Raw genomic sequence first — 25,264 nt, forward strand, 5'->3', positions numbered from 1 at the left:
TACCAGCCCGATTAGTTGTCTATCCGTCAGGGCACGACTTTGTAACAAGTTGGCGAAATTTTTGTTCGTAAATCGTTTCTAATTCGGAAAAATCGGGCAGAATTTAGTCCAATACTTCAGAAGTATGGTTAACTACAGCCATTATTCTTCATTGTTGGTCTGCCCTGCTTACTGATTGAACTTGCTACCTGTGGTGTTAGGAGGACAAATATGGGTTCGATGTATCCTCACAGCGATCGCTACTCCGCTGAACGCTTGGCAGTGCCCTTAACCGTTTCGCTGCAACCCTCTCTTCTCAAATGGCAGAGCATCGCTCCACAGCCTGTTCAAGAGTTGTCCCGTTCAGAGCCGCTACCCCTTAGTTCCCTGAAGGTTCTGGTTCATGTCGGGTTGATGGCTGCGGTCTGTCTAAGCGGTTTGGGAGTCAGGGCCGTGGCGCTAGAAACCGTGCCCGAACACCTGCCCGAACACCAGGTATTACTTGCCCAAGCCGCACCTTCTGCCTCACAGCAGCTTTTATTTGTGAATCCATCGGTTGGGAATGACACTGGAGATGGTAGCCAGCGATCGCCCTTCCGCACCATTAGCCGTGCTTTAGAGCTATCTCAACCCAACACCGTCATTATTCTGGCAACCGGAACCTACAGCACCGAGACAGGGGAGAGCTTTCCTATTCGTCTGAAGTCGGGTGTGACGCTACAAGGCGATCCGGCCACGCAGGGACGCGGCATCGTAATTCGAGGGGGGGGAGTCTTTGCCAGTCCTACGTCTGCCAATCAGAATGTTGCTGTTCTGGGGGCCACTGAAGCGGTGATTACAGGGGTCACTGTTACTAATCCAAACCCGCGAGGTTATGGACTGTGGATTGAATCCAGCAATCCTACTGTCGCTAGCAATACGTTTAGCGGCAGTACCCATGACGGAATTTCAGTTACAGGTGACGGTGCGCCAACGATTCAGGCCAATGCATTCGTGCAAAATGGAGCCAATGGCATTACTGTGTTTGGCACATCACGGGCTGAGATTCGCGAGAACGTCTTTGAACGAACAGGCTTTGGCATTAATGTCGCTCAGAATGCAGCTCCTCAAATTATCGGCAACCGCATCAGTCAAAATCAAGACGGTGTCGTGGTTCAGGCCAACGCCCGTCCTGTCTTGCGCGACAACACGATTGAAGGAAATGTGCGAGATGGTCTGGTGGCGATCGCGCAATCCCAGCCCGATCTGGGTACCGCTGCCCAGGCGGGCAATAACACATTTCGCAACAATGGTCGGCATGACATCAATGCCGAAGCGGCACGCCAGCCTTTCCCCGCTGCTGGAAACCAGGTGGCAGCAGAGCGAACCGTTGGTCAGGTGGATATGGCTGGAACCGTCGCGATTACTCCGGCTCCAGTAGCCTCTCGGCCAGTTCTGCCGACTGCCAGCCCATCAGCGGCACCTAACCGATTGCCAACCCCAACCCCAGCGGCACCTGCACCCATTGCGGTGAGTTCCGAGCAAATCAGTCCTGACCCAAACAGCCTCAGTGTGGCCACCAGTGACTCTTTCAATCCGGCTACGTCTGCTGGCTCATCTGCTCCCGGCGGCTTTTCCGCCTTACCCAGGCTGCAATCCTCTGTTCCGAATTCTTTATCCGCAGGAGACCTGCCGCCATCAAACACGGGTTCAACGGCTTTACCTGCAAGCGACGATTCACTAACAGCGACCACGTTTCCAACGCCTGCCGCTGCTCCTGCTCCTGTTCCGAGGCGTGCCAGCGCGACCAATCCGGCTACTACGGTCAGGCCGCTAGCCGCCGCTCCTGCCGCGATCGACATTCCTGTGCCAGCCCCTGCTACAGCATCTCCTCCTACCAGGTCTGAAACTGCTCAACCCACCCAAACTGCGGCAGCCAGTGCGCCTATCGACATTTCTGTGCCGCCACCTGCAACGACTGCCACCCAGCCCTCGTCGTCTCGTCCTGATGCTCGAGACATCTTGATACAGCGTCCCTCCTCCGCAAACACGGCTCGTCCAACCTCAAGTCCGTCTGGGGCAGCATCTCCAGCGGCCATTGAAATTCCTGTGCCGCCGCCTGCTACATCGTCTGTTCCTGCACCCGGAACGAATTCCAGACAAACTGTGGCACGTTCGTCGGAGGCGGTTGTGCCTTTACCCCAGGCTAATTTGCTGCCCGTACCTGGTTCTGATATCCCAGTTGGGAACATTGCAGGGATGCCAACGGTTGCCATATCACGCGATCCGCTACAGCGAGTTGCCCTCAATTCGGCGGTGGGTTCTAGTCAGGCGGCAGCGTTGGGATTACGTTATCGGGTTGTGGTTGAAGCTGAAAATGAGGGAATGCAGGCTCAAGTGCGATCGCTTATTCCAGGTGCCTTCCGTACCTATGCCAATGGACGGCTTGTGATGCAGGCGGGGGCGTATAGCGATCGCGCTAACGCGGAAGATGCGGCTCGGATGCTCAACAACAGCGGGTTACGTGCAATCGTCCAGTCGGTGGAGTGAGTATCATAGAGTTTAAGAAACAATGAATTGTACTGTGGCAATTCATTGGGCGATGACCTGTGAAACCTTACCGACAGCACCGAACCAGCGAAGGAGAGTTCCTAACGCGCAGCTTTATGCTGTTGAGCTTTGTGGCGGCAGCGGTACTGTTGCTTTCAGCGCGGTGGCAACCTTCGTCGTCTGCCCCGGTGGCAACCGATGATTCAAATCTGGCTGCTACCACAGACAGCAGCGTGTCTCAGGGCGTAGCGACACCTTCTCGACCCAAGGCTGGCACCCTGCGTCAGGCTCTTTATCCAGTCATACCGCTGGATGAACCGGTTCTGATTGTAGATTTGAGCGATCGCCAGGTATCCCTATTTCAATCTGGAGCGACACAAAACAGTTACCCAATCGCCGTGGGGCAGGCTGGGTGGGAAACGCCCAGCGGTTCATTCAGTGTGCTTCAAATGCAAGAGTATCCCCACTGGCGACATCCCATTACCAACGAAGTGTTTCCACCGGGAGCGGATAACCCCCTGGGTTCTCGTTGGATTGGATTTTGGACAGATGGGGAAAATCAGATCGGCTTTCATGGCACAAACCGCGCTGACTTGATCGGTCAGGCGGTTTCGCACGGGTGTATTCGAATGCGAGATGTTGATGTTCAGGCGCTATACGCGCTAGTTTCTGTAGGGACGACGGTGATTGTTCGGCCTTAGTGAAGCAGGAAAGCAACAGGGACGCAGGACAGGAATGAGGGATTGAGCTGTATCAACAGTGATGGGTTGATGCAGCCTGTTAACGGGTGCCGCTCAGCGTGGAGCGCAATCGCTTAGCCTGCTTTAGGATGAGCTTCGAATTTGTAAGCATAGGATTGTAGCAATGCACTCACCTGAGTTAGCACTTCGTCGCCAGCGTTTTTACCCAGTGCTTGCCGTTCTGGATAAAATTCAGGGCGATCGAGGTTTCGAGCGATCGCTTCATTAACCTGTTGCGCGATCAGAACTTGAAGCTCGTCTTTTGCCCGAGAGCGCTGGTAGTCTGCCCCTTCTTCGGTCGTCGCGTAAAGCGGTGGTAGACGGTTTAACGCATAGGCTGCAATATCGCCTAAATCAAGCGTACAGTCGCTCGTTGCTTCAATTTCAGCAACGCGGGCGATCGCCTCGGTTAACACCAGTTCTTCCATGACGTTGATAAACTGCTTGCGCGGAACGGCAACCACCTCTCCGGTGAGTAAAGCTCCCATCAGCCGATCTAACGCCATGTACTCTTCGATGGACAGTTCGGCGGCAGTGTCACAAATCCGCCCAACTTCTGCTTCCATTGCTGGGGTTAGGTAGCCGTCTTGCAATGCATGTTCAACAATTCTTTCAATGCTCATATCGCCATCTGTGCTCCACAGCACGACTAAGGGGCTTCTTTGTAATTCCTACCGCCTTAGTGTGCCCTAGAAATTTAAAAAGGCTCGATGCCCACAGATGGATTGTTGATATTAGAGTTTAGTCAAATCCGTCATAGCGCCAGGGGACTGGATCAACGGCCAGTCCATGCACATACAAACCCCAATGCAAGTGAGGCCCCGTTGCTGATCCCGTGGCCCCGATCGCTCCTAGCCGCTCACCAGCCTGGACAAACTGCCCTTCCTGGACATCTATGCGGCTGAGATGCAGAAAAATGCTGGCAACGCCCTGCCCGTGATCCAGGCCAACTGTATTACCGTGCAGCCGAAATCCGTCGCTTTCGCGACCGATGAGCGCAACTCGACCAGCCGCAGGGGCGACGACGGGTGCCCCCACTCCGCCGCCATAGTCAACGCCGCGATGATAATAATCCTGGGCGAAGACTCCGTTGTAGTAGCGACGTACTCCGTACTCAGATGTGACCCCACCAGCGGCAGGTCGCTGAAACGGGCCGTTCCATAGTTTTTCGGGTGTAACCAACCGCTTAAACTCATCCACTCGATCAAATTCGTAGTCTGTTCCGCCTGAGCCGCCACCGCTCACGGTAATGCGTTGGGTTGGAAAGGAGCGATCGCGCAACCAGACGGCCAGATTTTGGCTCTTTCCTGCCCCGTTCACCTGAATCTCTACTCGTCCCGACTGATCGAGGGGCGTTGTGGGCAACAGCGCCCGAAATCGGTTCGCTTCTACGGGAAAGGCTGGATAGGTGTTCTGGTTGATTGAAACAGTTGGGGGAGCGCTATTGCTTGCTGTAGTCTGGATAGCCACCGAAATGGTGTCGCCCAGTTGGGGTTCATTCGGCTGTAGCTGTACCTGAATCGCTTGAGCTGGAGTGGTTGATAATGACAGAATGATTCCTATTCCCAGGAACAGGCCAACAGGCACTCGATGAAGCCATAGGTAAGCCCCGAGACGAGCAAACAAGCCAGCAAAAATCGGTTGTTTGAGGGTAAAGCGACGAGTCACACGGGAACGGTGGGGTGTAGTCATGGCAGACCGAATTGAGCGCTATTGACCAGATAGACTAACATCCTCAGACTGGGAGTTCCACCCCTGGTTGGGGATTAACCTTCCGACGCGCTAATTCTTTAGCGGCGGAAATGCTGACTCGGCAAGTTGTTTGCAATCTCCTGAAATCCTCCCTTCCCACCGGAAAACTCGGTATCCTGGAAATGATGGGACTTCACGCTTTTCCCACGGGCGCAGACTACATAACGGCGACTCAACAGCAGAACTAACAGCGAGAATTTGTGCAGGAAGACTTCAGACTGATTGTTGATCTGGTTGTAGTGTTGGCGGCAGCAACCGCAGGTGGACTAACGGCATCTTTGTTGCGTCAGCCTGTGCTGCTAGGTTACTTGGTGGGTGGGGCGATCGTTGGCCCTGCTGGTTTGGGGCTGGTTAAGGAACTGATTCAGGTAGAAACGCTGGCTCAATTTGGAGCAGCGTTTTTGCTATTTGCCCTGGGGGTGGAATTCTCCCTGGCTGAACTGAAGAAAGTTCAGGCGATTAGTTTGGGTGGGGGTGGGCTGCAAATTCTTACCACCATTCTGGTGACAACCCTGTTGTCGGTGGGGGTTGGCTGGGTGACATCGCCAACGCAGGGAGTCTTTCTCGGCGCAATTTTGTCATTGTCTTCTACAGCCGTTGTGCTGAAGTGCTTGATGGAGCGCAACGAAACGGAGACTCCTCACGGACGCGTGATGTTGGGCATTCTGGTGGTTCAAGACCTGGCGCTGGGTCTGATGCTAGCCGTGTTGCCTGCTCTCGATCGCCCTTCCGATCAAATCGGGATTGCGGTTGGCGTGGCGCTGCTAAAAACGGCTCTGTTGGCTGGTGGGGCGATAGTGGCTGGGATCTGGATCATTCCACGATTGTTGCGCTTTTTGGCACGCACCGAGAGCCGTGAGCTTTTTTTGCTGGGTGTTGTTGCCCTCTGTCTGGGCATTGCACTCCTGACGGAATATATGGGTCTGTCGATTGAGATGGGAGCGTTTATCGCGGGTTTGATGATTTCGGAGGTGGAGTACGCTGATCAAACCCTGGCCTATGTAGAACCGATCCGCGATATTTTCGCCACGTTGTTTTTTGCCGCGATCGGTATGCTAATTGACCCCGGCTTCATCTGGAATAACCTGCAACTTATTCTAGAGCTGGTGGCATTAGTCATTGTCAGCAAGTTTTTAATTATTACTCCCCTGGTGCGCTTGTTCCGCTACCCGCTCAAAACCGCGTTGATTGCAGGGTTGGGGCTGGCGCAAATTGGAGAGTTCTCATTTGTTTTAGCCAGTAAAGGGCAAACACTGGGGTTGGTTTCCCGCCGAGTCTATTTGCTGATTTTGGGTACAACCGCCGTGACGCTGGTGATTACGCCCTTTATTATGCGGCTGGTGCCTCAACTGTTTGTGTGGGCGGAGATGGTGCCCTGGTTTAAGCGCTATCTCGATGTGATGGATATGCCGCTGGAAATGACCGAGAACTTGCCACAGCAGAATCATATTCTAGTGTGTGGTTATGGTCGGGTGGGACGCAATATCGTGCAACTGTTGCAGGCTCACAACTATCCGGTGGTGGTGATTGACCAATCTGAGCAGGCGATCCAGCAACTGCGAGAGGCTAACATTCCCTATGTCTATGGCAATGCGGCGAGTCTGCATGTGATGGACACAGCAGGGGCTGAGCAAGCACGGGGCATGGCGATCGCCCTCCCTGACCCAATGAGTACCCGCTTGTGCTTGAAGCGAGCCTTGGAGTTGGCTCCTGAATTGGATGTAGTGGTGCGAGCCACTCAGGATAAAGATATTGAACTGCTGTATCAGCTTGGAGCCAGAGAGGTGGTGCAGCCCGAGTTTGAAGCCAGTTTGGAACTAACCTCTCACCTGCTTACAGGCATCGGTGTTCCCTTACCGATCATTCAGCGAGAGGTACAGCAAGTTCGCAACAGTCATTATCTGGCGTTGATGCCCGAACGCTCTTCCGAAGAGATTTCACGAGCGTTAAAGGTGGCAGCGCAAGACATGAACAGTAAGTGGTATACCCTCCCCGACGGCTCGCCGTTGGCCGGGATGACGCTGGAAGAAACTGATCTGCGTCGGCTGACGGGCGTTAGTTTGGTCGCAATTCGTCGCCTGACGGGTGAGGAAATTGACTATCCCGATCCCTGGATGATGCTAAGTGAAGGCGATCGCCTGTTGGTAGTAGGTGAACCAGACGAAATGGCAGCCTTTACAGAACTGGCACGGGGCGAGGCAGCCGTTCCCGTAGAGAACGCCTCCTGCCAATGGCTGTTAGTGCCAGACGATAGCCCGGTTGTGGGTAAAACACTGGCCGAGCTACACATTCGTCGCCAGTTTGGGGTGCTGATTCAAGCCATCCGGCGAGAAGGTAAGTTTATTCGGTTTCCTGATGGTAAAAGCGATCTGCAAGCAGGCGATCGCCTGTTGCTTTGCGGTAACTTCCATGCCCTCAACCAGGCCCGTTATGCCATTGCTCCCGCTGCCGAATTGCAGGCTCTCCAACTTCCCCTGGCGAGTGCCACAATGGGCGATGCCCAACGGCAGCTAGATATGCAGGATGGGTAGCATCTCAGGTCTAGGCTCAAACTGATGTGTGCAGCGATCGCCCCGATCTAAGAAAAAGTGGCGATCGTCGCTCTTCTGAACTTGAAAGGGTACTGTGCCATATCTGGAGCGGTTGTTGCCGAAGGTGTCTCAAGGCTTCGGTTTCAGATAGACGATCGCCTGCCGCCACACGATGGTTGGCTGGTCGTAGTGATCATGCAGACAAATGCAGTTTTGATCTTGCCAGCGCATTTTGCCCGTTAGCAGGTCATTTGTAATAAGCTTCAGTTCCACCTCGGTTTCGTCTCGAATTAGGGTTTGAATTTGCCGAATACTGGGGAGTCCGGTTTCTAGTTCACTGCTGGTCATCTTGTTTGTTCCTGGTAGTTGAACCATCCTCAGCTTAAAGCGTCATCCGCAACGATTGGCGATCGATTTTGCAGTAGGCGAACACAGCCACTTTTGGCCATCTAAACCTCCGGCCATGCTGAGAATAGCGATAGGGTGGTGCTAACGTTAGCAAGCCCAAGTACCGTGTCTCAATCTACAATCGTGAGAAGTAGCTCAAATTGGTTTGTTCTGCGGACGTGTGGAGAGATTGATGGGAATAGCGTTTACAAAGTATCACGGCCTGGGAAATGACTTCATTTTGATTGACAATCGGCATCAGTCTGAGCCGCTGCTTACGCCTGAACAAGCTGTTCACTGGTGCGATCGCCATTTTGGTATTGGTGCAGATGGTGTTATTTTTGCCCTGCCCGGACAGGCTGAAACAAATTACACCATGCGTATCTTCAATTCAGATGGATCTGAGCCTGAAATGTGTGGCAATGGCATTCGGTGTTTGGCACGATTTATTGCTGATCTGGAACAGCAGGATGGCACCCTGCCTGCCGACACGGCTGGAATGGCTTACACGATCCAAACCCTGGCAGGTGTCATGGTTCCCAAACTGGAGGTGGATGGCCGAGTGACCGTTGATATGGGGCTACCGCACTTGATGGCAGCTGAAATTCCCACAACATTAACCGCTGCCGAGCAAAAAGCAGTCGATCTCCCCCTGGATGTGGCGGGTCAAACGTGGCAGGTCACCTGTGTCAGCATGGGAAATCCCCACTGCATTACCTTTGTGGATGATGTTAGTGCTATTCCATTAGAGGTGATTGGGCCACAGTTTGAACACCATTCTGCCTTTCCGCAGCGCACTAACACCGAGTTTATTCAGGTAATTCGCCGAGATTATTTGAAAATGCGTGTTTGGGAACGAGGCGCAGGTATTACCCTGGCTTGTGGAACAGGAGCCTGTGCTGCACTGGTGGCAGGGGTTCTAACTGGAAAATGCGATCGCCGCGCTACGGTAGAGCTACCGGGAGGCTGCCTCGAAATTGAATGGGCAGAAGCAAACCAACACCTTTATATGACTGGCCCTGCCGCATCGGTGTTTTCGGGCGTGGCAGGTTGATCGCCGTTCCCTTGCTGGCTCTTCCAATCATGGATCTGCCAGGATTCTTCTCCAGGATCATCTCACCAAAGAGAAGTCCGTTGATGGGTCAAGATGGTTTAAAAACACAGCCGTTTTGCCAGTAAGACGGGTTCTGCCAACGGTAAATCCTGCTTCAGAGCCAAGCATGAGCAGGGCAAGCAACGTTATAATTTTTGCGAACGCACACGTAACCCTTCTGTTATGAGCAATCCCTTAGTCCATGCTTTCTTTGTCGGTCGAGCCGTTGCAGAAGCCTGCGGTGAACAGCTAGAAATTGCGCTTACCAACGCTTTAAGCGAACTTGGCAAGTTCGATGCTGAGCAGCGGGAACGCCTGCGGCAATTTACTGAACAGGTGCTTGAGCGTGCCCAACGTGAAGAAGAACTATCCATGCAGGGGCGATCGACCTCGGCGATTGTAAAACGCGGTTCTCAACCCGAAGATTTGCAAGCTACGATCGACGAACTACGCGCTGAAACGGCTCAACTACGGGCAGAGCTACAGCATTATCGCAGCAGCTCTGTATAACCTCGTAAAACTTAACCCGTTTGCTGAGTTCACTATTCGCTTAATCTATTGTTGGTTCTCCAAAATTCCCTAGTGTTTTGAGTGGCTGTTCTTCCTGATGACTTCATTCCGTCTGAGCCAGACGCAGAACTGCTGATGTCTGAGCGTCAGCCCCAATCTATGCACGATCCCCAAGGTCTACCAAACGGCGGTGCCCCGATCGCTCACTCTGTGCTATCTGAGAACTCGTCTGCGCAACATCGCCAAAAACCTTACGTTGGCAAAGCTTATCGTTGGAATCGTGAAAACTACTCACGCCATCGCCGCTTTTTAGATATTTGGGCATTTGTACTTAAGCTATTGGCTGCACAGTGGGCTTACACCAAGCCCTGGACGTACAGAGGCGGCATCTCTGATGAAGCAAAAGCGACTCGGCGACGGAAGCTGGCTGTCTGGATTCGGGAAACCTTGCTCGATTTAGGCCCCACCTTCATCAAAGTCGGACAACTGTTCTCGACCCGTGCTGATTTGTTTCCGGTCGAATACGTTGAAGAATTGTCGAAGCTGCAAGACAAAGTTCCAGCCTTTAGCTACGAGCAGGTCGAGCAAATTGTTCAGAAAGACTTAGGCAAAACGGTTCCGCAGCTTTATCGCAGTTTTGACCCCATTCCGCTGGCGGCGGCTAGCTTGGGGCAGGTGCATCGCGCCCAGCTTCATTCGGGTGAGGAAGTGGTGGTTAAGGTGCAACGTCCCGGCTTGAAGAAGCTGTTCACCATTGACCTGGAAATTCTCAAAGGAATTGCTCGCTACTTTCAAAATCATCGAGATTGGGGACGTGGCCGCGACTGGATGGGAATTTACGGCGAGTGTTGCCGCATCCTGTGGGAAGAAATTGAGTATTTAAGCGAAGGTCGGAACGCTGATACGTTCCGCCGCAACTTTCGAGGTGAAGATTGGGTTAAAGTGCCACGGGTGTACTGGCGTTACTCGTCGCCTCGGGCGTTGACGTTGGAATATCTGCCCGGCATTAAGATCAGCCATTACGAAGCGTTAGAAGCGGCAGGGCTAGACCGAAAGACGCTGGCTCAGTTAGGGGCAAAAGCGTATCTTCAGCAGTTGTTGAATGATGGCTTTTTCCACGCCGATCCTCATCCTGGTAATATTGCGGTTAGCCCTGAAGGGGCACTGATTTTTTACGACTTTGGCATGATGGGGCGGGTACAACCTGTGACCCGTGAACGGTTGTTGGATACCTTTTTTGGCATTGCTCAAAAGGATGCCGATCGCGTGGTAACGTCCCTGATTGAACTGGGAGCACTGGCACCTGCTGAAGATCTAGGGCCAGTGCGACGATCGGTTCAGTTCATGCTCGATCACTTTATGGATCAGCCGTTTGAAAACCAGTCGGTTGCTGCGATCAGTGATGATTTGTATGAAATTGCTTACGATCAGCCCTTTCGGTTTCCGGCAACGTTTACCTTTGTAATGCGGGCGTTTTCAACCTTAGAAGGGGTTGGTAAAGGCTTGGATCCTGACTTCAACTTTATGGAGGTTGCAAGACCCTTTGCAATGCAAATTATGACCAACGGTAATGGAACGGGTTCCGATCCAAACGGGTTGTCCAACGGTATCCTTGGCGAACTTAGCCGTCAGGCGGCTCAGGTTAGCAGTACGGCACTGGGGCTACCCCGCCGAATTGAAGATACGCTAGAGCAACTGGAGCGGGGCGACATTCGCGTTCGGGTTCGATCGACCGAAACAGACCGGGTTTTGCGGCGCTTAAGTAACGTTAATATGGGGACTAACTACACGTTGCTGGTTGGTGTCTTTACCCTATCGGCCACCATCTTACTCGTAAATCAGTTTATCTGGTTGGCGGCAGTGGCGGCAGTGGCGGCGGCGATCGCGGCGGTTGCCCTAGTTCGAGTTCTTTTCAACCTTGACAAATACGAGCGCAAGTTTTGACGTCATCTAGCTCCGAGGCCAGTAGCCGCTTTATGAAATGCTCCTTTACGGGTCTTACCGATCCGGGGCTTATTCGCTCTGTGAACCAGGATGCCTACCACATCGATCCAGATGGACGGTTTTTTATTGTGGCAGATGGCATGGGCGGTCATGCGGGCGGCCAGGAAGCTAGCCGGATTGCTACCCACTCAATCCAGGTGTATTTGGATGCCCACTGGGAGTCACCAGAGCCATCTAAGACGGTTTTAGAAAATGCGTTTCTCAAGGCGAACCAGGCCATCTTGCAAGATCAGGCCAGCCATCCTGAGCGGTCTGATATGGGAACTACTGCGGTGGTGGTTGTCTTTCGGGATGAGCAACCCTGGTGCGCTCATATTGGCGATTCTCGACTGTACCGCTTACGTGGTGCCAAACTGCAACAGATTACTGAAGATCACACCTGGGTGGCACGAGCGCTGAAAATGGGAGAGCTGACGTCCGACCAGGCTCGTGTTCATCCCTGGCGGCACATTTTATCCAAGTGTTTGGGGCGGGAAGATCTACGGCAAATTGATGCCCAATCCTTTGATCTACAGCCTAGCGATCGCCTGCTGTTGTGTAGCGATGGCCTGACGGAAGAACTGTCGGATCACCTGATTGCGTCTCAGCTAAAATCGATTCGACCCTGCGACCGGGCGGCGATTGCGCTGGTTGATGCAGCTAAAGAGCACGGTGGACGCGACAATATTACCGTGGTGATTGTGTCTGTGGATGCGGCTACCCGCACAGATACCCAACCGACTTAATGGCTAGAAAGTTAGAAAGTTGCGGATGGACTAGTCAATATGGGACAAACTAGGGACAATGAACAAGGCAACATGATGGTGTGGTGAGTGTATTTGGCAATGCGATCGCAGCAGCCTTTATCTTTCGGTAAACGCTATTCCAAAGCAACCCGGCGAACTCAACCCAACAGCGCCAGTCGATCCAGAAAACGAATTTCGCTTTGGAAGGTGCTGATGCTGTTACTGGTTCTGGGTGTGACTTATAAGCAAATTCAAAGCCGATTGCAGCAGCCTCAAGCCGTTTTAGTATTAGGCGGAGCGCCAGAACGAGAGGTATTTGCAGCAGAATTTGCGCGTCAGCATCCTAATCTGCCTATCTGGATTTCGTCGGGCAGCCCTATTGAATACACGGAATGGGTGTTTTCAAATGCGGGAATTCCGTCAGAGCGTATTCATGTAGACTATCGCGCCGAAGACACCGTTACCAATTTCACCACCCTGGTGGATGACCTCAATGCTCGCGGTATTCACTGCGTTTATTTGATTACATCTGACTATCATATGCGTCGGGCGCAGGTGGTGGGTGAAATTGTGTTGGGTAGCCGGGGAATTGAGCTAAAGCCTGTATCTGTGCCATCGACTCCACCAGAACAGTGGCCTGAGTCGATGGGCAAAGTAGTGCGAGATGCGGCACGGGCAGTGCTGTGGGTGGCAACTGGGCGCACTGGCTCAAGCTTGGGACGAACGCTGGTCGATCGTTAGTGGGTGGAAGCTCAAAGAGCGGTAAAGTGATATTTCGGTCGTTTTTCCTTAGTTGTAGATGACGATCGCCCCCACGATTCCTATCCCAAAAACCATCACGACGCTAGCCAATGCTGCTGTTTTATTTTTGAGAGAATTCTTCTAGAGATGGCTCTCTTGCCAGGGCGATCGCTCGACTTTGCATGGCTTCAATCTCCAATAAACTAACAATAACGCCAGCGAGTGGAACTGCTAGAAACAAGCCAAAAACGCCTGCAACTCGTGCCCCAACTAGCAAGGCAAAAAACATCACCACCGGATTAATGTTTAGTGAATTCTGCATCACCCGTGGCAGGACTAAATTCTCCTGAACTTGCTGAAGCAGTACGCAGGCAATCAGTACTTTTAGCGCTAACCAAACGCTTTGGGATAGCAGAATAAGACAGACCAACCCAATGCCCAGGGTTGCACCGATGCCGGGAATTAAATCGAACATGCCGACAATGACAGCTAACACCAGAGCAAACGGAACCTGCAACATCAGAAATACGATGAAAGCGGTACCACTAAAGAAAAGTGCTAACAGTAACTGCCCCCAAAAAAAGCCGAGTAAATTGCGTTGAATGGCGGTGTTGAAGCGTTCCCGTGAATGCAGGGGTACCACTCGAAGGGTAAAATTCCAGAGGCGATCACCGTCCAGCAGCATGAAGAAGGCAACGACTGCTGTAAAAATTAAATTAATAAAATTGGCTAACAAAATTTGAATAACAGATAAACCAGACCCCAATCCAACCAGAGCCTGATCGCGAAGCTGCTCTTCAAATACTCTTAAATCTATCCGAATGTTGCGAGACTGCAAAAATGTCTCTGCCTGGTCAATTACAGGAGCTAAAGAATTTAGAAAATCAGACAGACTTTCTAACAGCCGTTGCCCCTGCGAAAGGACAACTAATCCAACCGTAAAAGTAACAGCACCAATCAGAACCAGGCTAATTAAAAAGATGAAACTAACGGCTAAACCGTGAGGCAAAACGCGTTTTAGCCAGCGCACAGGATAGTTTAATAAGAAGGCTAAGATAGTGGCTGTGATAAAAATAATGACGACCGTTCTAAAGTAGTTAAGGAATTGAACGATCGCCCATCCAGAGGCAAAAAGCAACAAAAATCGAATTAATACAATGTTATTGACCCGTTCCCAAATCGTTTTAGCAGACGAATCATTCATAAATCTCCAAACAGTTGCCCCTGAATAGACAGGTTAAAGCACGGCGGATATGACAGTAGCTTACGTACCAGCGCCTTTACACAGTGGTCTTCTGTAATGCCGTTGTCATTTCATTTAAACGAGCATAGCCGTACACGATACGGAGATACCACACGTCAAGGTGAGGTGACAGAGGCGTGTTCCTTTAAGCCAAAAAGCAAAACGAGTGAGCTAACCCAGAAAGTTTATGCCCATATTATCGCGCTTCTTTCCGTTTCCCAGTCCATCCGAAGCTGGAGTTCTGGACTAACGGCCCATATCGTGCAGGGTATGGATCGCAGTGACGCATTGTTGTGTTACCGCTTCGAGAGCGTCTCGTTTGGTGCCTGTGGGAGGGGCGATCGGCTGCCCAATCCGAATCGTGACTGGGGTCGGTTGTGGTACCGGGCTACCCTTCCGCAAAATGTCTTGGGTTCCCCACAAACCGACTGGCAAAATTGGTGTTTGTGTCTTTGCCGCAATCATCGCGGCACCCAGTTTAGGCAATGGAATGCGGCCATCTGGGGTACGAGTACCTTGTAGAAAGACCCCCACTGCCCAGCCCGCCTCCAGTTGCAAGAGGGCTTGCCGAATAGCGCTGCGATCGGCTGCTTCCCGTTTAACTGGATACGCCCCATATAGTCGAATCGCCTGACCGAGGAGCGGCACCTGAAACAATTCCTCTTTAGCCATGTAAGCCACCGGACGACGCAGACTGCACGACAGAATAGGCGGGTCAAAAAGGCTGGCATGATTGCTAACCACAACCAGCGGCCCCTGCGGCGGCACATGCTCTGTTCCGTACACTCGTCCTCGAAAATAGGCGTGCAGCATCGGGCTGACCACTGACCACTTGAACAGGTGGTAGAGCAAGAGGCTAGCAAAAGGTTCACGCTGTCTGCCCATCAATCAATCGTATAGAGGGTTAAAACGGAGTCTAGTTGGGTAGGTCTGCTAAGCTGCCTACCGTTTCTAAGGTCAGGGTCGGGCAGGTTCGTTTAATTAACCCGGTCAGCACTTTACCCGGCCCAACTTCAATAACGCGATCGATGCCTTCTTCTGGCAACCGGAGTGAAATCTCGCGCCAACGCACCGATCCGGTCATCTGTTGCTGTAACCGCTCTTTAAGCACAGCGGCATCTGTAGCGGGACTGGGATCGACATTAGAGAGAACCGGAACCTGAGCAGGTTGGAACGCTACAGACTCTAAAACAGGCTGAAATTCAACAGCAGCATCGGCCATGAGCGGCGAATGAAAGGCACCACTAACGTTGAGCTTAACCGCTCGCTTGGCTTTCACCTGAGACAGCACGGCTTCCACAGCTTCAGGCGTGCCCGAAATAACGACCTGACCCGCGTTGTTGTCATTGGCTAAAACCACATCAGACGTTTGCTGAATCTGCTGCTCTAGCTGTTCGCGATCGAACCCAATCAGGGCTGCCATCATACCATCGGAGGCATGGCTCATCAGTTCCGATCGCCGTTTAACCAGGTGCAGTCCCGATTCAAAATCAAACACGTTTGCCGTATAAAGCGCGACATATTCCCCCAAACTGTGCCCAGCGACTAAATTGGGCTGATGACCACGCTCTTGCATCAAATCGACCAGAATGGCTTCAACCACATACAGGCAAGGCTGCGTGTACAGCGTGTTTGAGACCTTATCGTCTTCGCTCTGGCATACCTCAGGAACAGACCAGCCCAGGATCTGCTCAGCCTGGGCTAATTTTTGCTTGGCGGCAGGATGGTCAAATATATCGGCTCCCATTCCAACCGCTTGAGATCCCTGCCCTGGAAACACCCATGCTGTTCTAGTCATCGCTTATGGCACGTTCGAAGGAATATAAATTTGAGCTTGTGTGGTTGTGGCTGAACGGTCTATTTGTAGCCTGTTTACAGCAGTTGATTTAGTTGCCCCACTGAAAAATAGCGGCTCCCCAGGTTAATCCAGCCCCAAAGCCAGCCGTAGCAACCACATCCCCCGGTTTGATTCTACCGTCTCGTACGGCCTCATCTAATGCAATTGGAATGGATGCTGCCGAGGTGTTGCCATACTTAGCCATGTTGCTCAAGACTTTGTCGGGGGGGACAGTAAGCCGCTGCGCTACAGCATCGAGAATGCGCTGGTTGGCCTGGTGCAACAATAGCCAATCGACTTGCTCAACACTCAGATTAGCTTTGAACAAGGCTTTCTCAATTACCTCTGGAACGCGTTTGATGGCAAAGCGGTAAACCTCCTGCCCATTCATCGTAATCGGGTGAAACGACCCTTGCCCAACGCTCAGTTCCGAAGTGAGTGCTTTGGCTTCGGGTTGGTAGGCCAGCGTCAGGCAACTGTTCTGGTTGCCGTCGCTGCGAAGTTCAAACCCAAGGAGGCGATCGCTCTCTGAACGAGCCTGCATGACCACCGCTCCTGCTCCGTCTCCAAACAGAACACAGGTGCGGCGATCAGACCAGTCCACCCAGCGTGACAAGATGTCTGCTCCCAGCAGCAGCACCGTTTTGTAGGCACCCGTCCGAATAAACTGAGAGGCCGTAACCATCCCAAATACAAATCCTGAACAGGCGGCTGTCAAATCAAAGGCGACGGCCTTCATCGCCCCAAGCTCAGCCTGAACCAAACTGGCTGTACCAAACAAATCATCTGGGGTAGAGGTGGCCAACACAATTAAATCCACATCTAAGGCTGAAATGCCAGCCATATCTAACGCGCGCTGGCCGGCCTCTGCGGCAAGTTGGCGCAAATAAACCGCTGGATCGGCCAGATGCCGCTGCCGAATTCCGGTGCGGCTAGCAATCCATTCATCGGATGTGTCAACGACCTGGCTTAAGCCTTGATTGTCAAGTGAAGTGAGCGGGGCGGCTGAACCGCTTCCGGTAATGGCGACGCCTATTCCTGAATGTTGCAACATTAGTCTCCGTCAGCAGCGGTTGCCTCAGTTTGTTGATATTGAGACTGAATTCGATCGATGACGTGATTGTCGATCGCCTCTTTTGCTAATCGAGTAGCGTTGAAAATGGAGGGCGCTTGAGAACTGCCATGACTGATGATGCAAATCCCGGCTACACCTAGCAGCAAACCGCCGCCATGCTCAGCATGATCCATCCGTTGCTTAATGCGCCTCAGGTTCGGCTTGAGCAAACTGGTGCCGATGACACCATGTAAACCCTGAGGCAACTCTTCTCGCAGAATTTGCAGCGCAACTTCGCCAACGGCCTCGGCAAACTTCAGCAAAACGTTTCCCGAGAAGCCATCGCAGACAATGACATCAAAGTTGCCGGATAAAACATCTCGTCCTTCCGCATTGCCAATAAACGGAATCACAGGATGATTGTGCAACAATTCGTGCGTTCGGATTGCCAAATCGTTGCCCTTGGACGGCTCCTCACCGATGTTGAGCAAGCCTACTTTGGGGTCGGCGTTCCCCAAAACGTATTTGGAGTAGATGGTACCCATCATGGCGAACTGTTCCAGGAACTTGGGACGGCAGTCCACATTGGCTCCCACATCCAGGATGAGAACGGGTTTGCCGGCAATCAGGGTGGGCAAAACGGCACCAATGGCGGGGCGATCGATGCCACGTAAACGCCCCAGTCGCAGAAGAGCGGCTGCCATTGCCGCCCCCGAGTGCCCTGCCGATACAACCGCATCAGCTTGCTTGCGCTTCACTAAATCCATTGCAACGTTGATCGATGCTTTCGGCTTGCGCCTCAAGCCTGTCAACGGTTCTTCATGCATCTCAATCGTCCCCTCCGCTGGAACAATTTCCAACTGCAAGGAAGAACTGTGTCGGTGCATTGAAGCTTCAATCTGTTGTGGGTCACCGACCAACAGAATGTCTACGCCCAACTCTGCCTGTGCTCTCAGTGCCCCAGCGACGATTTCAGCAGGGGCATGATCCCCTCCCATCGCGTCAATTGCAATCCGTGCCCGATTCGATCCCATTGACCAAAGTTATAGAAACCTCAAAAATTTTATCAGATGGATTATCTCCATTGACGGATGAGATGGTCGATAAATGACTATTCGCTCTCTCCGGGGGCAACAATCCGCTGAAATAGATAGCCCGTTCCGCGTGCTGTCAAAATCAGCTCCGGATTACTGGGGTCATCTTCAAGTTTGGCACGCAAGCGGGAAATGTGAACGTCTACCACTCGTGTGTCAACGTGGCGCTCTGGCGTGTATCCCCACACTTCTTGCAAGATTTCGGAACGGGAGAAGGGTTCGCCCGATCGCCCGACCAGCAGCTCCAACAAGCTAAACTCCATGCCCGTCAGCCGAATGCGCTCATCGCCTTTGTAAACCTGCCGCTTGTTGGTATCAATGCGGATGGTATTGACCTGAATCACGCCAGAACTGGGAATGCCAGACGTGCCTGTTTTTTCGACCCGCCGCAGCACAGAGCGAATGCGAGCCTCTAGCTCTTTGGGCGAGAATGGTTTAACGACATAATCATCTGCCCCTAACTCCAACCCGGTGATGCGATCGGCAACATCGCCTAGAGCCGTTAGCATGATGATCGGCACGTCTGACTCTTTTCGCAGTTCCTGGCAGACCCCGTAGCCGTCTAGCTTGGGCATCATCACATCCAGCACCACCAGGTCTGGGTCGGCGTTGCGGAACGTTTCTAGTGCTTCCTCCCCGTCAGCAGCGGTAACGACATCGTAGCCAATCATTGAAAGGCGAGTTTCTAAAATGCGCCGGATGCTAGCTTCATCATCGACAACAAGAATTTTTTCTTTATGATTTTCCAAGTTACTTAACACTCCTTAAAGTGACTTTTTCTTCATTAAATTTCATCACTTTATCATTAAGATATTACCCCATTCACACAATATGAGGCCGCTGAACCACTTATTCTAAGGACACTTCAGCCTTTCTTAAGATTCTGCCCTTTTTGCAAATTTTTAGCACAATAGTAGTGGAAAAACTTAACAGCTAAGTGATGCCAAAGCCACGATCCCAATTTGTTTGTAATCAGTGTGGTGCAGAGTCTCCTCAATATTTTGGTAAATGCCCCTTTTGCGGTAGCTGGAATTCAATGGTAGAGCAAGTTGTTGCATCGGCTGCGACCGCGACAGCAACGGCGGCAGCGCGGAATCATGCGGTCGCTCGGAGTGGAAAAAAAGCGCGAGGGTCGTCCAATCCACACGAATCGACCCCGTTGGCTGCTGTTACGCTGGCTGAAATTTCTGAGCAACCGTTGGTTCGCTTTTCTTCGGGCTACGCCGAACTCGATCGCGTTTTAGGCGGTGGTATTGTTCCGGGGTCACTCGTTTTGATTGGGGGCGATCCGGGAATTGGTAAATCAACCCTGCTGCTGCAAGCGGCTAACCGTTTAGCTGCCGATCATCGCGTTCTCTATGTGGCAGCGGAAGAATCTGGGCAGCAGGTTAAATTGCGCTGGCAGCGTCTTTGTGAGGCCGATGAGGACGGGGTTGCCAATTCCCTCCTGGCTGCCGCTGCAACCGACGCGATCGCCCCTGAAAACGGCAGGGGATCGAGCCTCTATTTGCTGCCCGAAACCGACCTGGAGGCCATTTTACAGGAACTAGAGTCCCTGCGTCCCCAGGCGGCGGTAATCGACAGTATCCAGGCGCTTTACTTCTCAGCGCTGAGTTCAACGCCCGGTTCGGTGTCTCAGGTGCGGGAATGTACGTCGGCGCTGATGCAGGTGGCTAAACGAGAAAACATCACCCTGTTCATCGTGGGGCATGTCACCAAGGAAGGGGCGATCGCTGGCCCCAAGGTGCTGGAGCATCTGGTCGATACGGTGCTGTATTTTGAGGGCGATCGCTTCGCCAGCCATCGGCTGCTGCGCTCGGTGAAGAATCGATTTGGAGCCACCCATGAACTTGGCGTGTTTGAAATGGTCGATCGCGGGTTAGAGGAAGTGTCTAACCCGTCTGGCCTGTTTATGGGTAACCGGGATGAGATGTCTCCGGGAACCGCCATGATTGTGGCCTGCGAAGGAACCCGACCGCTGGTGGTTGAACTGCAAGCGCTGGTCAGCCCGACTAGCTACTCATCTCCCCGCCGCTCCACCACCGGAATTGAATACAATCGCCTGCTGCAGATTTTGGCTGTGTTAGAAAAACGGGTCGGCATTCCGCTCTCAAAACTGGATGCCTATGTTGCGTCATCGGGTGGTTTGAACGTTGCGGAACCCGCCGCCGATTTGGGTGTGGCGATCGCCGTTGCCGCCAGTTTCCGCGATCGGGTGGTTGATCCGGCAACGGTGATCATTGGTGAGGTCGGTTTAGGTGGGCAAATTCGCCCGGTTTCTCAGATGGAGCTACGGCTGAAAGAGGCGGCCAAACTAGGCTTTAAACGGGCAATTATTCCCAGTGGGCAGTCTGTTCCTGGCTTTGACCTGGAAATTGTGCCCGTGTCGAGGGTTGTGGATGCGATCGCAGCCGCGCTGGCTGGGGGGCGGGCTTAGGTTGGCTAACTACACGGGTGCCGCCAGTTAGCACTGGGAATGAACTGAGCCATACCAGTGGCTACTCCCCTGAAGGCAGAAGAGATGGCCGCTGCGCGTTGCTCCGTTCTGGACGATTTGGGCAGCAGTCGAGATCCGATCGCCCCCTGGCCAGTGTCATTGAGCCACTTCTACAACGACAGGCAGCCCCTCTTGATCCACAGGTTGATTGAACAGCACCATCGTTGTCGTGGCGTTACATTCAAACCCAATGCGCTCGTAAAATTTCTGCTGATGGGTGGTCATTAAATACACCCGTTCTACTCGGTTAACGTGGGGGTGCATCAGCACGCTTTCCACGAGCTTGCGTCCCAACCCCGCTCCTTGATAGTCCGGGTGAACAACCACATCCCAAATCGTTGCACGGTAAATCCCGTCCGATGTTGCCCGCGCAAACCCAATCAGGCGATCGCCATCCCAGACGCTTACAATAGGCTTGCTGTGAGCCAGCGCGATCGCCCAATCTTCGGGTCGGCGATCGCCCGCCCAAAATGCAGCCGCTTGAAACAACGCCTGAAGCTGATCAAGATCAAAAGGTCGGGAACAACTGCCCTCGCTTGCTCCTTCATGGATATGAAACTGAATGTGGCGGTAATCCATTTTTTATCGGCTTCCCTTTTCTAATAGAAAACGCGATGCAACAAGTAGCTTTGCTGATTCCATCTTCCTGGTGACGAAAAACGGACTTAAATCAATGTACAAGCTTCAATTTCCCAGGATAATTCCTATTTTTTAATTTGAGCGACCGGAAGCGCTCAAGTATTGAACTCATGACATCCGTGGCGCAACAAGCCACAAACCTGTTGAATTATGATGCACCTTCTGAAGCAACTCTGGTATTCAAACACTCGCCCTGCGCCTAACCGCTTGCCGTTACGTCACGCTCGGCATCGGCGCTCTCCAGTCATCCTGGTTCTGCTGATTTTGTTGTGGAGTGTCAGTTTGGGGTTGGGAGTTGCTTGGGCAACCGACTCTAGCGAGATCGGGACGGTTGACCCGGTACCCCAACGCTACCAGTTAGGACAGGAACTGTACCTTGAAAACTGTGCAACCTGCCATGTGGGTGTTCCTCCCGCTGTTTTACCGTCTGAAACCTGGCGACAGCTTTTAGAAGACCCAACCCAGCACTACAGCACCCGGTTGCCCCCTATTGTTGACCCACCGCGTTTGCTGATGTGGGACTATCTCCGCACCTTTTCTCGTCCGACTCCCGCAGAGGAACCCGTGCCCTATCGGGTCAACGACTCTCGCTACTTCAAAGCGCTTCATCCTAAAGTAGACTTACCCCGACCTGTACGGCTAGACAGTTGCGTCTCCTGCCATCCTGGCGCTTCGCAGTTCAACTACCGTCGTCTGTCGCCGGAGTGGGAAACCGTACCTTAAATGGTTAAACCTGTAGCCATCTCATAACCAGTCACTTATAAATGGTGTAGTGCCCCTTTAAGCCAGAGAAATTTCAGGCTACTGTCACTTTTAGGGGCGCTTTGGGTGTTCTGCTAGTCGGCAATCTCTACTTCTACGCCTGACAGCCCTCAACTCGTCTAAGTGATAGGATTGAGTTACTTGAGCGATTTACTCAAGTTATGGTGTTTCATAGCGAATAAGCCAGATGTGTAGCGTCTCTCCTACATCTTCGACATCGATTTTTAGGCGACTCTGCACATCCTAAAATTTGTTTTTATTCAAGTCCAAGTTTCTCGACCGTCATCTCTTTTTTCTGCCATGTTGAAGAATCTGCTGGGTGATCCCAACGCACGTAAGCTCAAGAAATACAAACCGGACGTTGTAGAAATCAATTTGCTTGAGGAAGAAATTCAGGCGTTGTCGGATCAGGAACTGACCGCCAAAACAGTGGAGTTCAAGCAGCGATTAGAAAAGGGAGAATCGCTCGACGATCTGCTGCCTGAAGCGTTTGCCGTCGTGCGGGAAGCAGGGAAGCGCGTTCTGGGGATGCGCCACTTTGACGTTCAGTTAATTGGCGGCATGGTATTGCACAACGGTCAAATTGCTGAAATGAAAACGGGGGAGGGAAAAACCCTGGTTTCCACCCTGCCTGCCTATTTGAATGCGCTAACGGGTAAAGGGGTTCACATCATTACCGTGAACGACTACCTGGCACGACGAGATGCAGAGTGGATGGGTCAGGTTCACCGTTTCTTAGGCTTGAGCGTGGGCTTAATTCAGCAGGGGATGAATCCGGCTGAACGCAAAAAGAATTACGACTGTGACATCACCTACGGCACGAATAGTGAACTGGGGTTCGATTATCTGCGCGACAACATGGCAACGCAGATTCAAGATGTGGTGCAGCGACCGTTCAACTACTGTGTAATCGACGAAGTCGATTCGGTATTGGTGGATGAAGCGCGAACTCCACTGATCATTTCAGGCCAAGTGGAGCGACCGAGTGAGAAGTACCTCAAAGCGGCGGAGGTAGCAGCAGCACTATCTCGCAAGGAAAACGAAGAAGCGGAAGGGCACTACGAAGTAGACGAGAAGGCTCAAAATGTCATCCTGGCTGACGAAGGCTTTATTGAGGCGGAACAGATCCTGGGTGTAACCGATCTGTTTGACCCAAAAGATCCCTGGGCGCACTACATCTTTAACGCCATCAAAGCAAAAGAGCTGTTTACCAAAGATGTCAGATATATTGTCCGCAATGACGAAATTGTGATTGTGGATGAGTTTACCGGTCGGGTAATGCCCGGTCGCCGCTGGAGTGACGGGTTGCACCAGGCGATCGAGGCCAAAGAACGCGTCGAGATTCAGCCTGAAACGCAAACTCTGGCTACCATTACTTACCAAAACTTCTTCTTGATTTACCCGAAACTGGCGGGTATGACCGGAACGGCTAAAACTGAAGAAGCTGAATTTGAGAAGATTTACAACCTGGAAGTGACGATCGTTCCTACTAACCGTTCACCGCGTCGTCAAGACTTGTCGGATGTGGTGTACAAAACAGAACTGGCTAAGTGGCGATCGATTGCTCAGGAATGTGCTGAAATGCACGAACTGGGTCGTCCGGTCTTGGTTGGAACCACCAGTGTTGAAAAATCGGAAGTGCTGTCTCGCTTGTTGAACGAGTTGGGTGTGACCCATAACTTGCTCAACGCAAAACCAGAAAACGTAGAACGCGAATCAGAAATTATTGCTCAGGCGGGTCGTAAAGGCGCTGTAACGATCGCCACCAACATGGCGGGGCGAGGAACAGACATCATTTTGGGAGGAAATGCCGACTACATGGCACGTCTCAAAGTGCGGGAATATTTCATGCCTCGGATTGTGCAACCCGAAGATGAAGATACCTTTTCGGTGACCAAAGTAATGGGCGGTGGTGGTCGCGGTGGCGGTAAAGGGTTTACACCAGGTGACGGCAAGAAGGTGAAATCCTGGAAAGCGTCTCCCCAAATTTACCCAACCGATCTATCGCGGGAGTCCGAGCAGGTTCTTAAAGAAGCCGTTGATTTTGCAGTACGGCAGTATGGGGAACGATCGCTGCCCGAACTAGAAGCCGAAGATCGCGTTGCGATCGCGTCTGAAAAGGCACCCACGGCTGATCCGGTCATCATCAAGCTTCGAGAAGCCTACAATTCAATTCGGGCAGAATACGAGCGATTCACCCGTGCCGAGCATGAGGAAGTCGTTGGGCTGGGCGGTCTGCATGTGATTGGTACAGAACGCCATGAATCGCGCCGGATTGATAACCAGTTACGAGGCCGGTCTGGTCGCCAGGGTGACCCTGGTACTACCAAGTTCTTTCTCAGCCTGGAAGACAACCTGTTGCGGATTTTTGGAGGCGATCGCGTTGGTCGGCTGATGGAAATGTTCCGGGTAGAAGAAGACATGCCGATTGAGTCTGGCATGTTGACGCGATCGTTGGAAGGGGCACAGAAAAAGGTAGAAACCTACTACTACGATATTCGAAAGCAGGTTTTTGAGTATGACGAGGTGATGAACAACCAGCGTCGTGCCATCTATGCTGAACGTCGTCGTGTTTTAGAAGGGCTAGACCTGAAGGAACAGGTGATCAGCTATGCTGAGCGCACGATGGATGACATCGTCGATGCTTATATCAACCCCGAATTGCCCTCCGAAGAGTGGGAATTAGACAAGCTTGTCAGCAAGGTGAAAGAATTTGTGTATCTTCTGGCCGATCTGGAACCCAATCAGCTTGAAGATCTTTCTATGGGCGAAATCAAAACCTTCTTACACGAGCAGGTACGGATTGCGTACGACATGAAGGAAGCTCAGGTTGAGCAAATTCAGCCCGGACTGATGCGTCAGGCAGAGCGGTTTTTCATCTTGCAGCAGATCGATACGCTGTGGCGAGAACACTTGCAGCAAATGGATGCTTTACGAGAGTCGGTTGGTCTGCGGGGTTATGGTCAAAAAGATCCGCTGATCGAATACAAGAGCGAAGGTTACGAACTGTTCCTCGACATGATGACCAACATTCGCCGTAATGTTGTTTATTCGCTGTTCCAGTTCCAGCCGCAGCCGCAACCCGTCGTACAGACATCGTCAGAGATGGTGTAGCGGTTTGGCTGCAAGTAACAGGCACTCATGCCG

At 52.3% G+C, this 25,264-nt stretch carries 21 protein-coding genes; 11 read left to right on the forward strand and 10 right to left on the reverse strand.

Annotation, left to right across the window (positions count from 1 at the left end; genetic code table 11):
- The first annotated feature begins 210 nt into the window (after positions 1–210).
- Entirely contained in the window at positions 211–2,508 is a 2,298-nt protein-coding gene (locus IQ268_RS19470; RefSeq protein WP_193882828.1) for a DUF1565 domain-containing protein, read from the forward strand.
- 59 nt (positions 2,509–2,567) lie between these two features.
- Positions 2,568–3,209, forward strand: a complete 642-nt coding sequence (locus IQ268_RS19475) for a L,D-transpeptidase (RefSeq protein WP_339383419.1) — start codon at positions 2,568–2,570, stop codon at positions 3,207–3,209.
- A 113-nt stretch (positions 3,210–3,322) separates the two neighbouring features.
- Here IQ268_RS19475 and IQ268_RS19480 read toward each other — a convergent pair whose 3' ends face one another.
- Both IQ268_RS19480 and IQ268_RS19485 read right to left on the reverse strand, forming a co-directional pair.
- Positions 3,323–3,871, reverse strand: a complete 549-nt coding sequence (locus IQ268_RS19480; RefSeq protein WP_193882830.1) for a late competence development ComFB family protein — start codon at positions 3,869–3,871, stop codon at positions 3,323–3,325.
- A gap of 118 nt (positions 3,872–3,989) precedes the next feature.
- The gene (locus tag IQ268_RS19485; RefSeq protein ID WP_193882833.1) at positions 3,990–4,940 is read right to left on the reverse strand and encodes a M23 family metallopeptidase; all 951 of its coding nucleotides are present in this window, start codon (positions 4,938–4,940) and stop codon (positions 3,990–3,992) included.
- 260 nt (positions 4,941–5,200) lie between these two features.
- Between IQ268_RS19485 and IQ268_RS19490 the strand changes: the two genes are divergently transcribed.
- Positions 5,201–7,531: a cation:proton antiporter gene (locus tag IQ268_RS19490; RefSeq protein ID WP_193882836.1), complete on the forward strand. Its 2,331-nt coding sequence runs from the start codon at positions 5,201–5,203 to the stop codon at positions 7,529–7,531.
- 129 nt (positions 7,532–7,660) lie between these two features.
- Here the strand turns inward: IQ268_RS19490 and IQ268_RS19495 are convergent, their stop codons facing one another.
- Positions 7,661–7,879 (reverse strand): RNA-binding protein hfq, encoded by a 219-nt coding sequence (locus IQ268_RS19495; protein WP_193882838.1) that lies wholly within the window; start codon positions 7,877–7,879, stop codon positions 7,661–7,663.
- 232 nt (positions 7,880–8,111) lie between these two features.
- Here IQ268_RS19495 and dapF point away from each other — a divergent pair, with 232 nt between their 5' ends.
- From dapF to IQ268_RS19520, 5 genes are all read left to right on the forward strand, one after another.
- Positions 8,112–8,972, forward strand: coding sequence for a diaminopimelate epimerase (gene dapF, locus IQ268_RS19500; RefSeq protein ID WP_193882840.1), 861 nt, complete (start codon positions 8,112–8,114; stop codon positions 8,970–8,972).
- Between the two features lie 222 nt (positions 8,973–9,194).
- The gene (locus IQ268_RS19505) at positions 9,195–9,521 is read left to right on the forward strand and encodes a DUF6825 family protein (protein WP_193882842.1); all 327 of its coding nucleotides are present in this window, start codon (positions 9,195–9,197) and stop codon (positions 9,519–9,521) included.
- Between the two features lie 159 nt (positions 9,522–9,680).
- Positions 9,681–11,465 (forward strand): AarF/ABC1/UbiB kinase family protein, encoded by a 1,785-nt coding sequence (locus IQ268_RS19510; RefSeq protein WP_228035537.1) that lies wholly within the window; start codon positions 9,681–9,683, stop codon positions 11,463–11,465.
- Between the two features lie 32 nt (positions 11,466–11,497).
- Positions 11,498–12,250, forward strand: coding sequence for a Stp1/IreP family PP2C-type Ser/Thr phosphatase (locus IQ268_RS19515; RefSeq protein WP_193882844.1), 753 nt, complete (start codon positions 11,498–11,500; stop codon positions 12,248–12,250).
- A 213-nt stretch (positions 12,251–12,463) separates the two neighbouring features.
- On the forward strand, positions 12,464–12,991 hold the full coding sequence (locus IQ268_RS19520) for a YdcF family protein (protein WP_228035529.1): 528 nt from the start codon (positions 12,464–12,466) through the stop codon (positions 12,989–12,991).
- 121 nt (positions 12,992–13,112) lie between these two features.
- Here IQ268_RS19520 and IQ268_RS19525 read toward each other — a convergent pair whose 3' ends face one another.
- The 6 genes from IQ268_RS19525 to rpaB form a co-directional block, all read right to left on the reverse strand.
- Positions 13,113–14,195, reverse strand: a complete 1,083-nt coding sequence (locus IQ268_RS19525; RefSeq protein WP_193882846.1) for an AI-2E family transporter — start codon at positions 14,193–14,195, stop codon at positions 13,113–13,115.
- Positions 14,196–14,480: 285 nt separating this feature from the next.
- Complete coding sequence (locus IQ268_RS19530) at positions 14,481–15,119, reverse strand: 1-acyl-sn-glycerol-3-phosphate acyltransferase (RefSeq protein ID WP_193882848.1); 639 nt, start codon at positions 15,117–15,119, stop codon at positions 14,481–14,483.
- A gap of 31 nt (positions 15,120–15,150) precedes the next feature.
- Positions 15,151–16,032 carry an ACP S-malonyltransferase gene (gene fabD, locus IQ268_RS19535; RefSeq protein ID WP_193882850.1) on the reverse strand — a complete coding sequence of 294 codons (882 nt, stop codon included), beginning with the start codon at positions 16,030–16,032 and terminating at the stop codon, positions 15,151–15,153.
- A gap of 88 nt (positions 16,033–16,120) precedes the next feature.
- Positions 16,121–17,125, reverse strand: coding sequence for a beta-ketoacyl-ACP synthase III (locus tag IQ268_RS19540; protein WP_193882852.1), 1,005 nt, complete (start codon positions 17,123–17,125; stop codon positions 16,121–16,123).
- Positions 17,125–18,159, reverse strand: coding sequence for a phosphate acyltransferase PlsX (gene plsX, locus IQ268_RS19545; RefSeq protein WP_193882855.1), 1,035 nt, complete (start codon positions 18,157–18,159; stop codon positions 17,125–17,127). The genes IQ268_RS19540 and plsX overlap by 1 nt, the downstream gene beginning before the upstream one ends.
- Before the next feature lie 77 nt (positions 18,160–18,236).
- The gene (gene rpaB / locus IQ268_RS19550) at positions 18,237–18,968 is read right to left on the reverse strand and encodes a response regulator transcription factor RpaB (protein ID WP_193882858.1); all 732 of its coding nucleotides are present in this window, start codon (positions 18,966–18,968) and stop codon (positions 18,237–18,239) included.
- 191 nt (positions 18,969–19,159) lie between these two features.
- Here rpaB and radA point away from each other — a divergent pair, with 191 nt between their 5' ends.
- Entirely contained in the window at positions 19,160–20,656 is a 1,497-nt protein-coding gene (gene radA / locus IQ268_RS19555; protein WP_193882861.1) for a DNA repair protein RadA, read from the forward strand.
- Positions 20,657–20,812: 156 nt separating this feature from the next.
- On the opposite strand, the gene IQ268_RS19560 is transcribed toward radA, so the two are convergent.
- Positions 20,813–21,295 (reverse strand): GNAT family N-acetyltransferase, encoded by a 483-nt coding sequence (locus IQ268_RS19560; RefSeq protein WP_193882864.1) that lies wholly within the window; start codon positions 21,293–21,295, stop codon positions 20,813–20,815.
- A gap of 210 nt (positions 21,296–21,505) precedes the next feature.
- Between IQ268_RS19560 and IQ268_RS19565 the strand changes: the two genes are divergently transcribed.
- Together IQ268_RS19565 and secA are read left to right on the forward strand one after the other, a co-directional pair.
- Entirely contained in the window at positions 21,506–22,078 is a 573-nt protein-coding gene (locus IQ268_RS19565; RefSeq protein WP_228035530.1) for a diheme cytochrome c, read from the forward strand.
- Between the two features lie 339 nt (positions 22,079–22,417).
- Positions 22,418–25,231, forward strand: coding sequence for a preprotein translocase subunit SecA (gene secA / locus IQ268_RS19570; protein WP_193882867.1), 2,814 nt, complete (start codon positions 22,418–22,420; stop codon positions 25,229–25,231).
- The last annotated feature ends 33 nt before the right edge of the window (positions 25,232–25,264 follow it).

The organism is Oculatella sp. LEGE 06141, from assembly GCF_015207605.1.
In the GTDB taxonomy this organism is placed as follows: domain Bacteria; phylum Cyanobacteriota; class Cyanobacteriia; order Elainellales; family Elainellaceae; genus Oculatella.

What these genes read in the sequence shown, in the direction of transcription:
- IQ268_RS19470 (WP_193882828.1), top strand. Translation starts at nt 211, where the DNA reads ATGGGTTCGATGTATCCTCACAGCGATCGCTACTCCGCTGAACGCTTG.
- IQ268_RS19480 (WP_193882830.1), bottom strand. Translation starts at nt 3,871, where the DNA reads ATGAGCATTGAAAGAATTGTTGAACATGCATTGCAAGACGGCTACCTA.
- IQ268_RS19485 (WP_193882833.1), bottom strand. Translation starts at nt 4,940, where the DNA reads ATGACTACACCCCACCGTTCCCGTGTGACTCGTCGCTTTACCCTCAAA.
- IQ268_RS19495 (WP_193882838.1), bottom strand. Translation starts at nt 7,879, where the DNA reads ATGACCAGCAGTGAACTAGAAACCGGACTCCCCAGTATTCGGCAAATT.
- dapF (WP_193882840.1), top strand. Translation starts at nt 8,112, where the DNA reads ATGGGAATAGCGTTTACAAAGTATCACGGCCTGGGAAATGACTTCATT.
- IQ268_RS19505 (WP_193882842.1), top strand. Translation starts at nt 9,195, where the DNA reads ATGAGCAATCCCTTAGTCCATGCTTTCTTTGTCGGTCGAGCCGTTGCA.
- IQ268_RS19510 (WP_228035537.1), top strand. Translation starts at nt 9,681, where the DNA reads ATGCACGATCCCCAAGGTCTACCAAACGGCGGTGCCCCGATCGCTCAC.
- IQ268_RS19515 (WP_193882844.1), top strand. Translation starts at nt 11,498, where the DNA reads ATGAAATGCTCCTTTACGGGTCTTACCGATCCGGGGCTTATTCGCTCT.
- IQ268_RS19520 (WP_228035529.1), top strand. Translation starts at nt 12,464, where the DNA reads ATGCTGTTACTGGTTCTGGGTGTGACTTATAAGCAAATTCAAAGCCGA.
- IQ268_RS19525 (WP_193882846.1), bottom strand. Translation starts at nt 14,195, where the DNA reads ATGAATGATTCGTCTGCTAAAACGATTTGGGAACGGGTCAATAACATT.
- IQ268_RS19530 (WP_193882848.1), bottom strand. Translation starts at nt 15,119, where the DNA reads ATGGGCAGACAGCGTGAACCTTTTGCTAGCCTCTTGCTCTACCACCTG.
- fabD (WP_193882850.1), bottom strand. Translation starts at nt 16,032, where the DNA reads ATGACTAGAACAGCATGGGTGTTTCCAGGGCAGGGATCTCAAGCGGTT.
- IQ268_RS19540 (WP_193882852.1), bottom strand. Translation starts at nt 17,125, where the DNA reads ATGTTGCAACATTCAGGAATAGGCGTCGCCATTACCGGAAGCGGTTCA.
- plsX (WP_193882855.1), bottom strand. Translation starts at nt 18,159, where the DNA reads ATGGGATCGAATCGGGCACGGATTGCAATTGACGCGATGGGAGGGGAT.
- radA (WP_193882861.1), top strand. Translation starts at nt 19,160, where the DNA reads ATGCCAAAGCCACGATCCCAATTTGTTTGTAATCAGTGTGGTGCAGAG.
- IQ268_RS19560 (WP_193882864.1), bottom strand. Translation starts at nt 21,295, where the DNA reads ATGGATTACCGCCACATTCAGTTTCATATCCATGAAGGAGCAAGCGAG.
- IQ268_RS19565 (WP_228035530.1), top strand. Translation starts at nt 21,506, where the DNA reads ATGATGCACCTTCTGAAGCAACTCTGGTATTCAAACACTCGCCCTGCG.
- secA (WP_193882867.1), top strand. Translation starts at nt 22,418, where the DNA reads ATGTTGAAGAATCTGCTGGGTGATCCCAACGCACGTAAGCTCAAGAAA.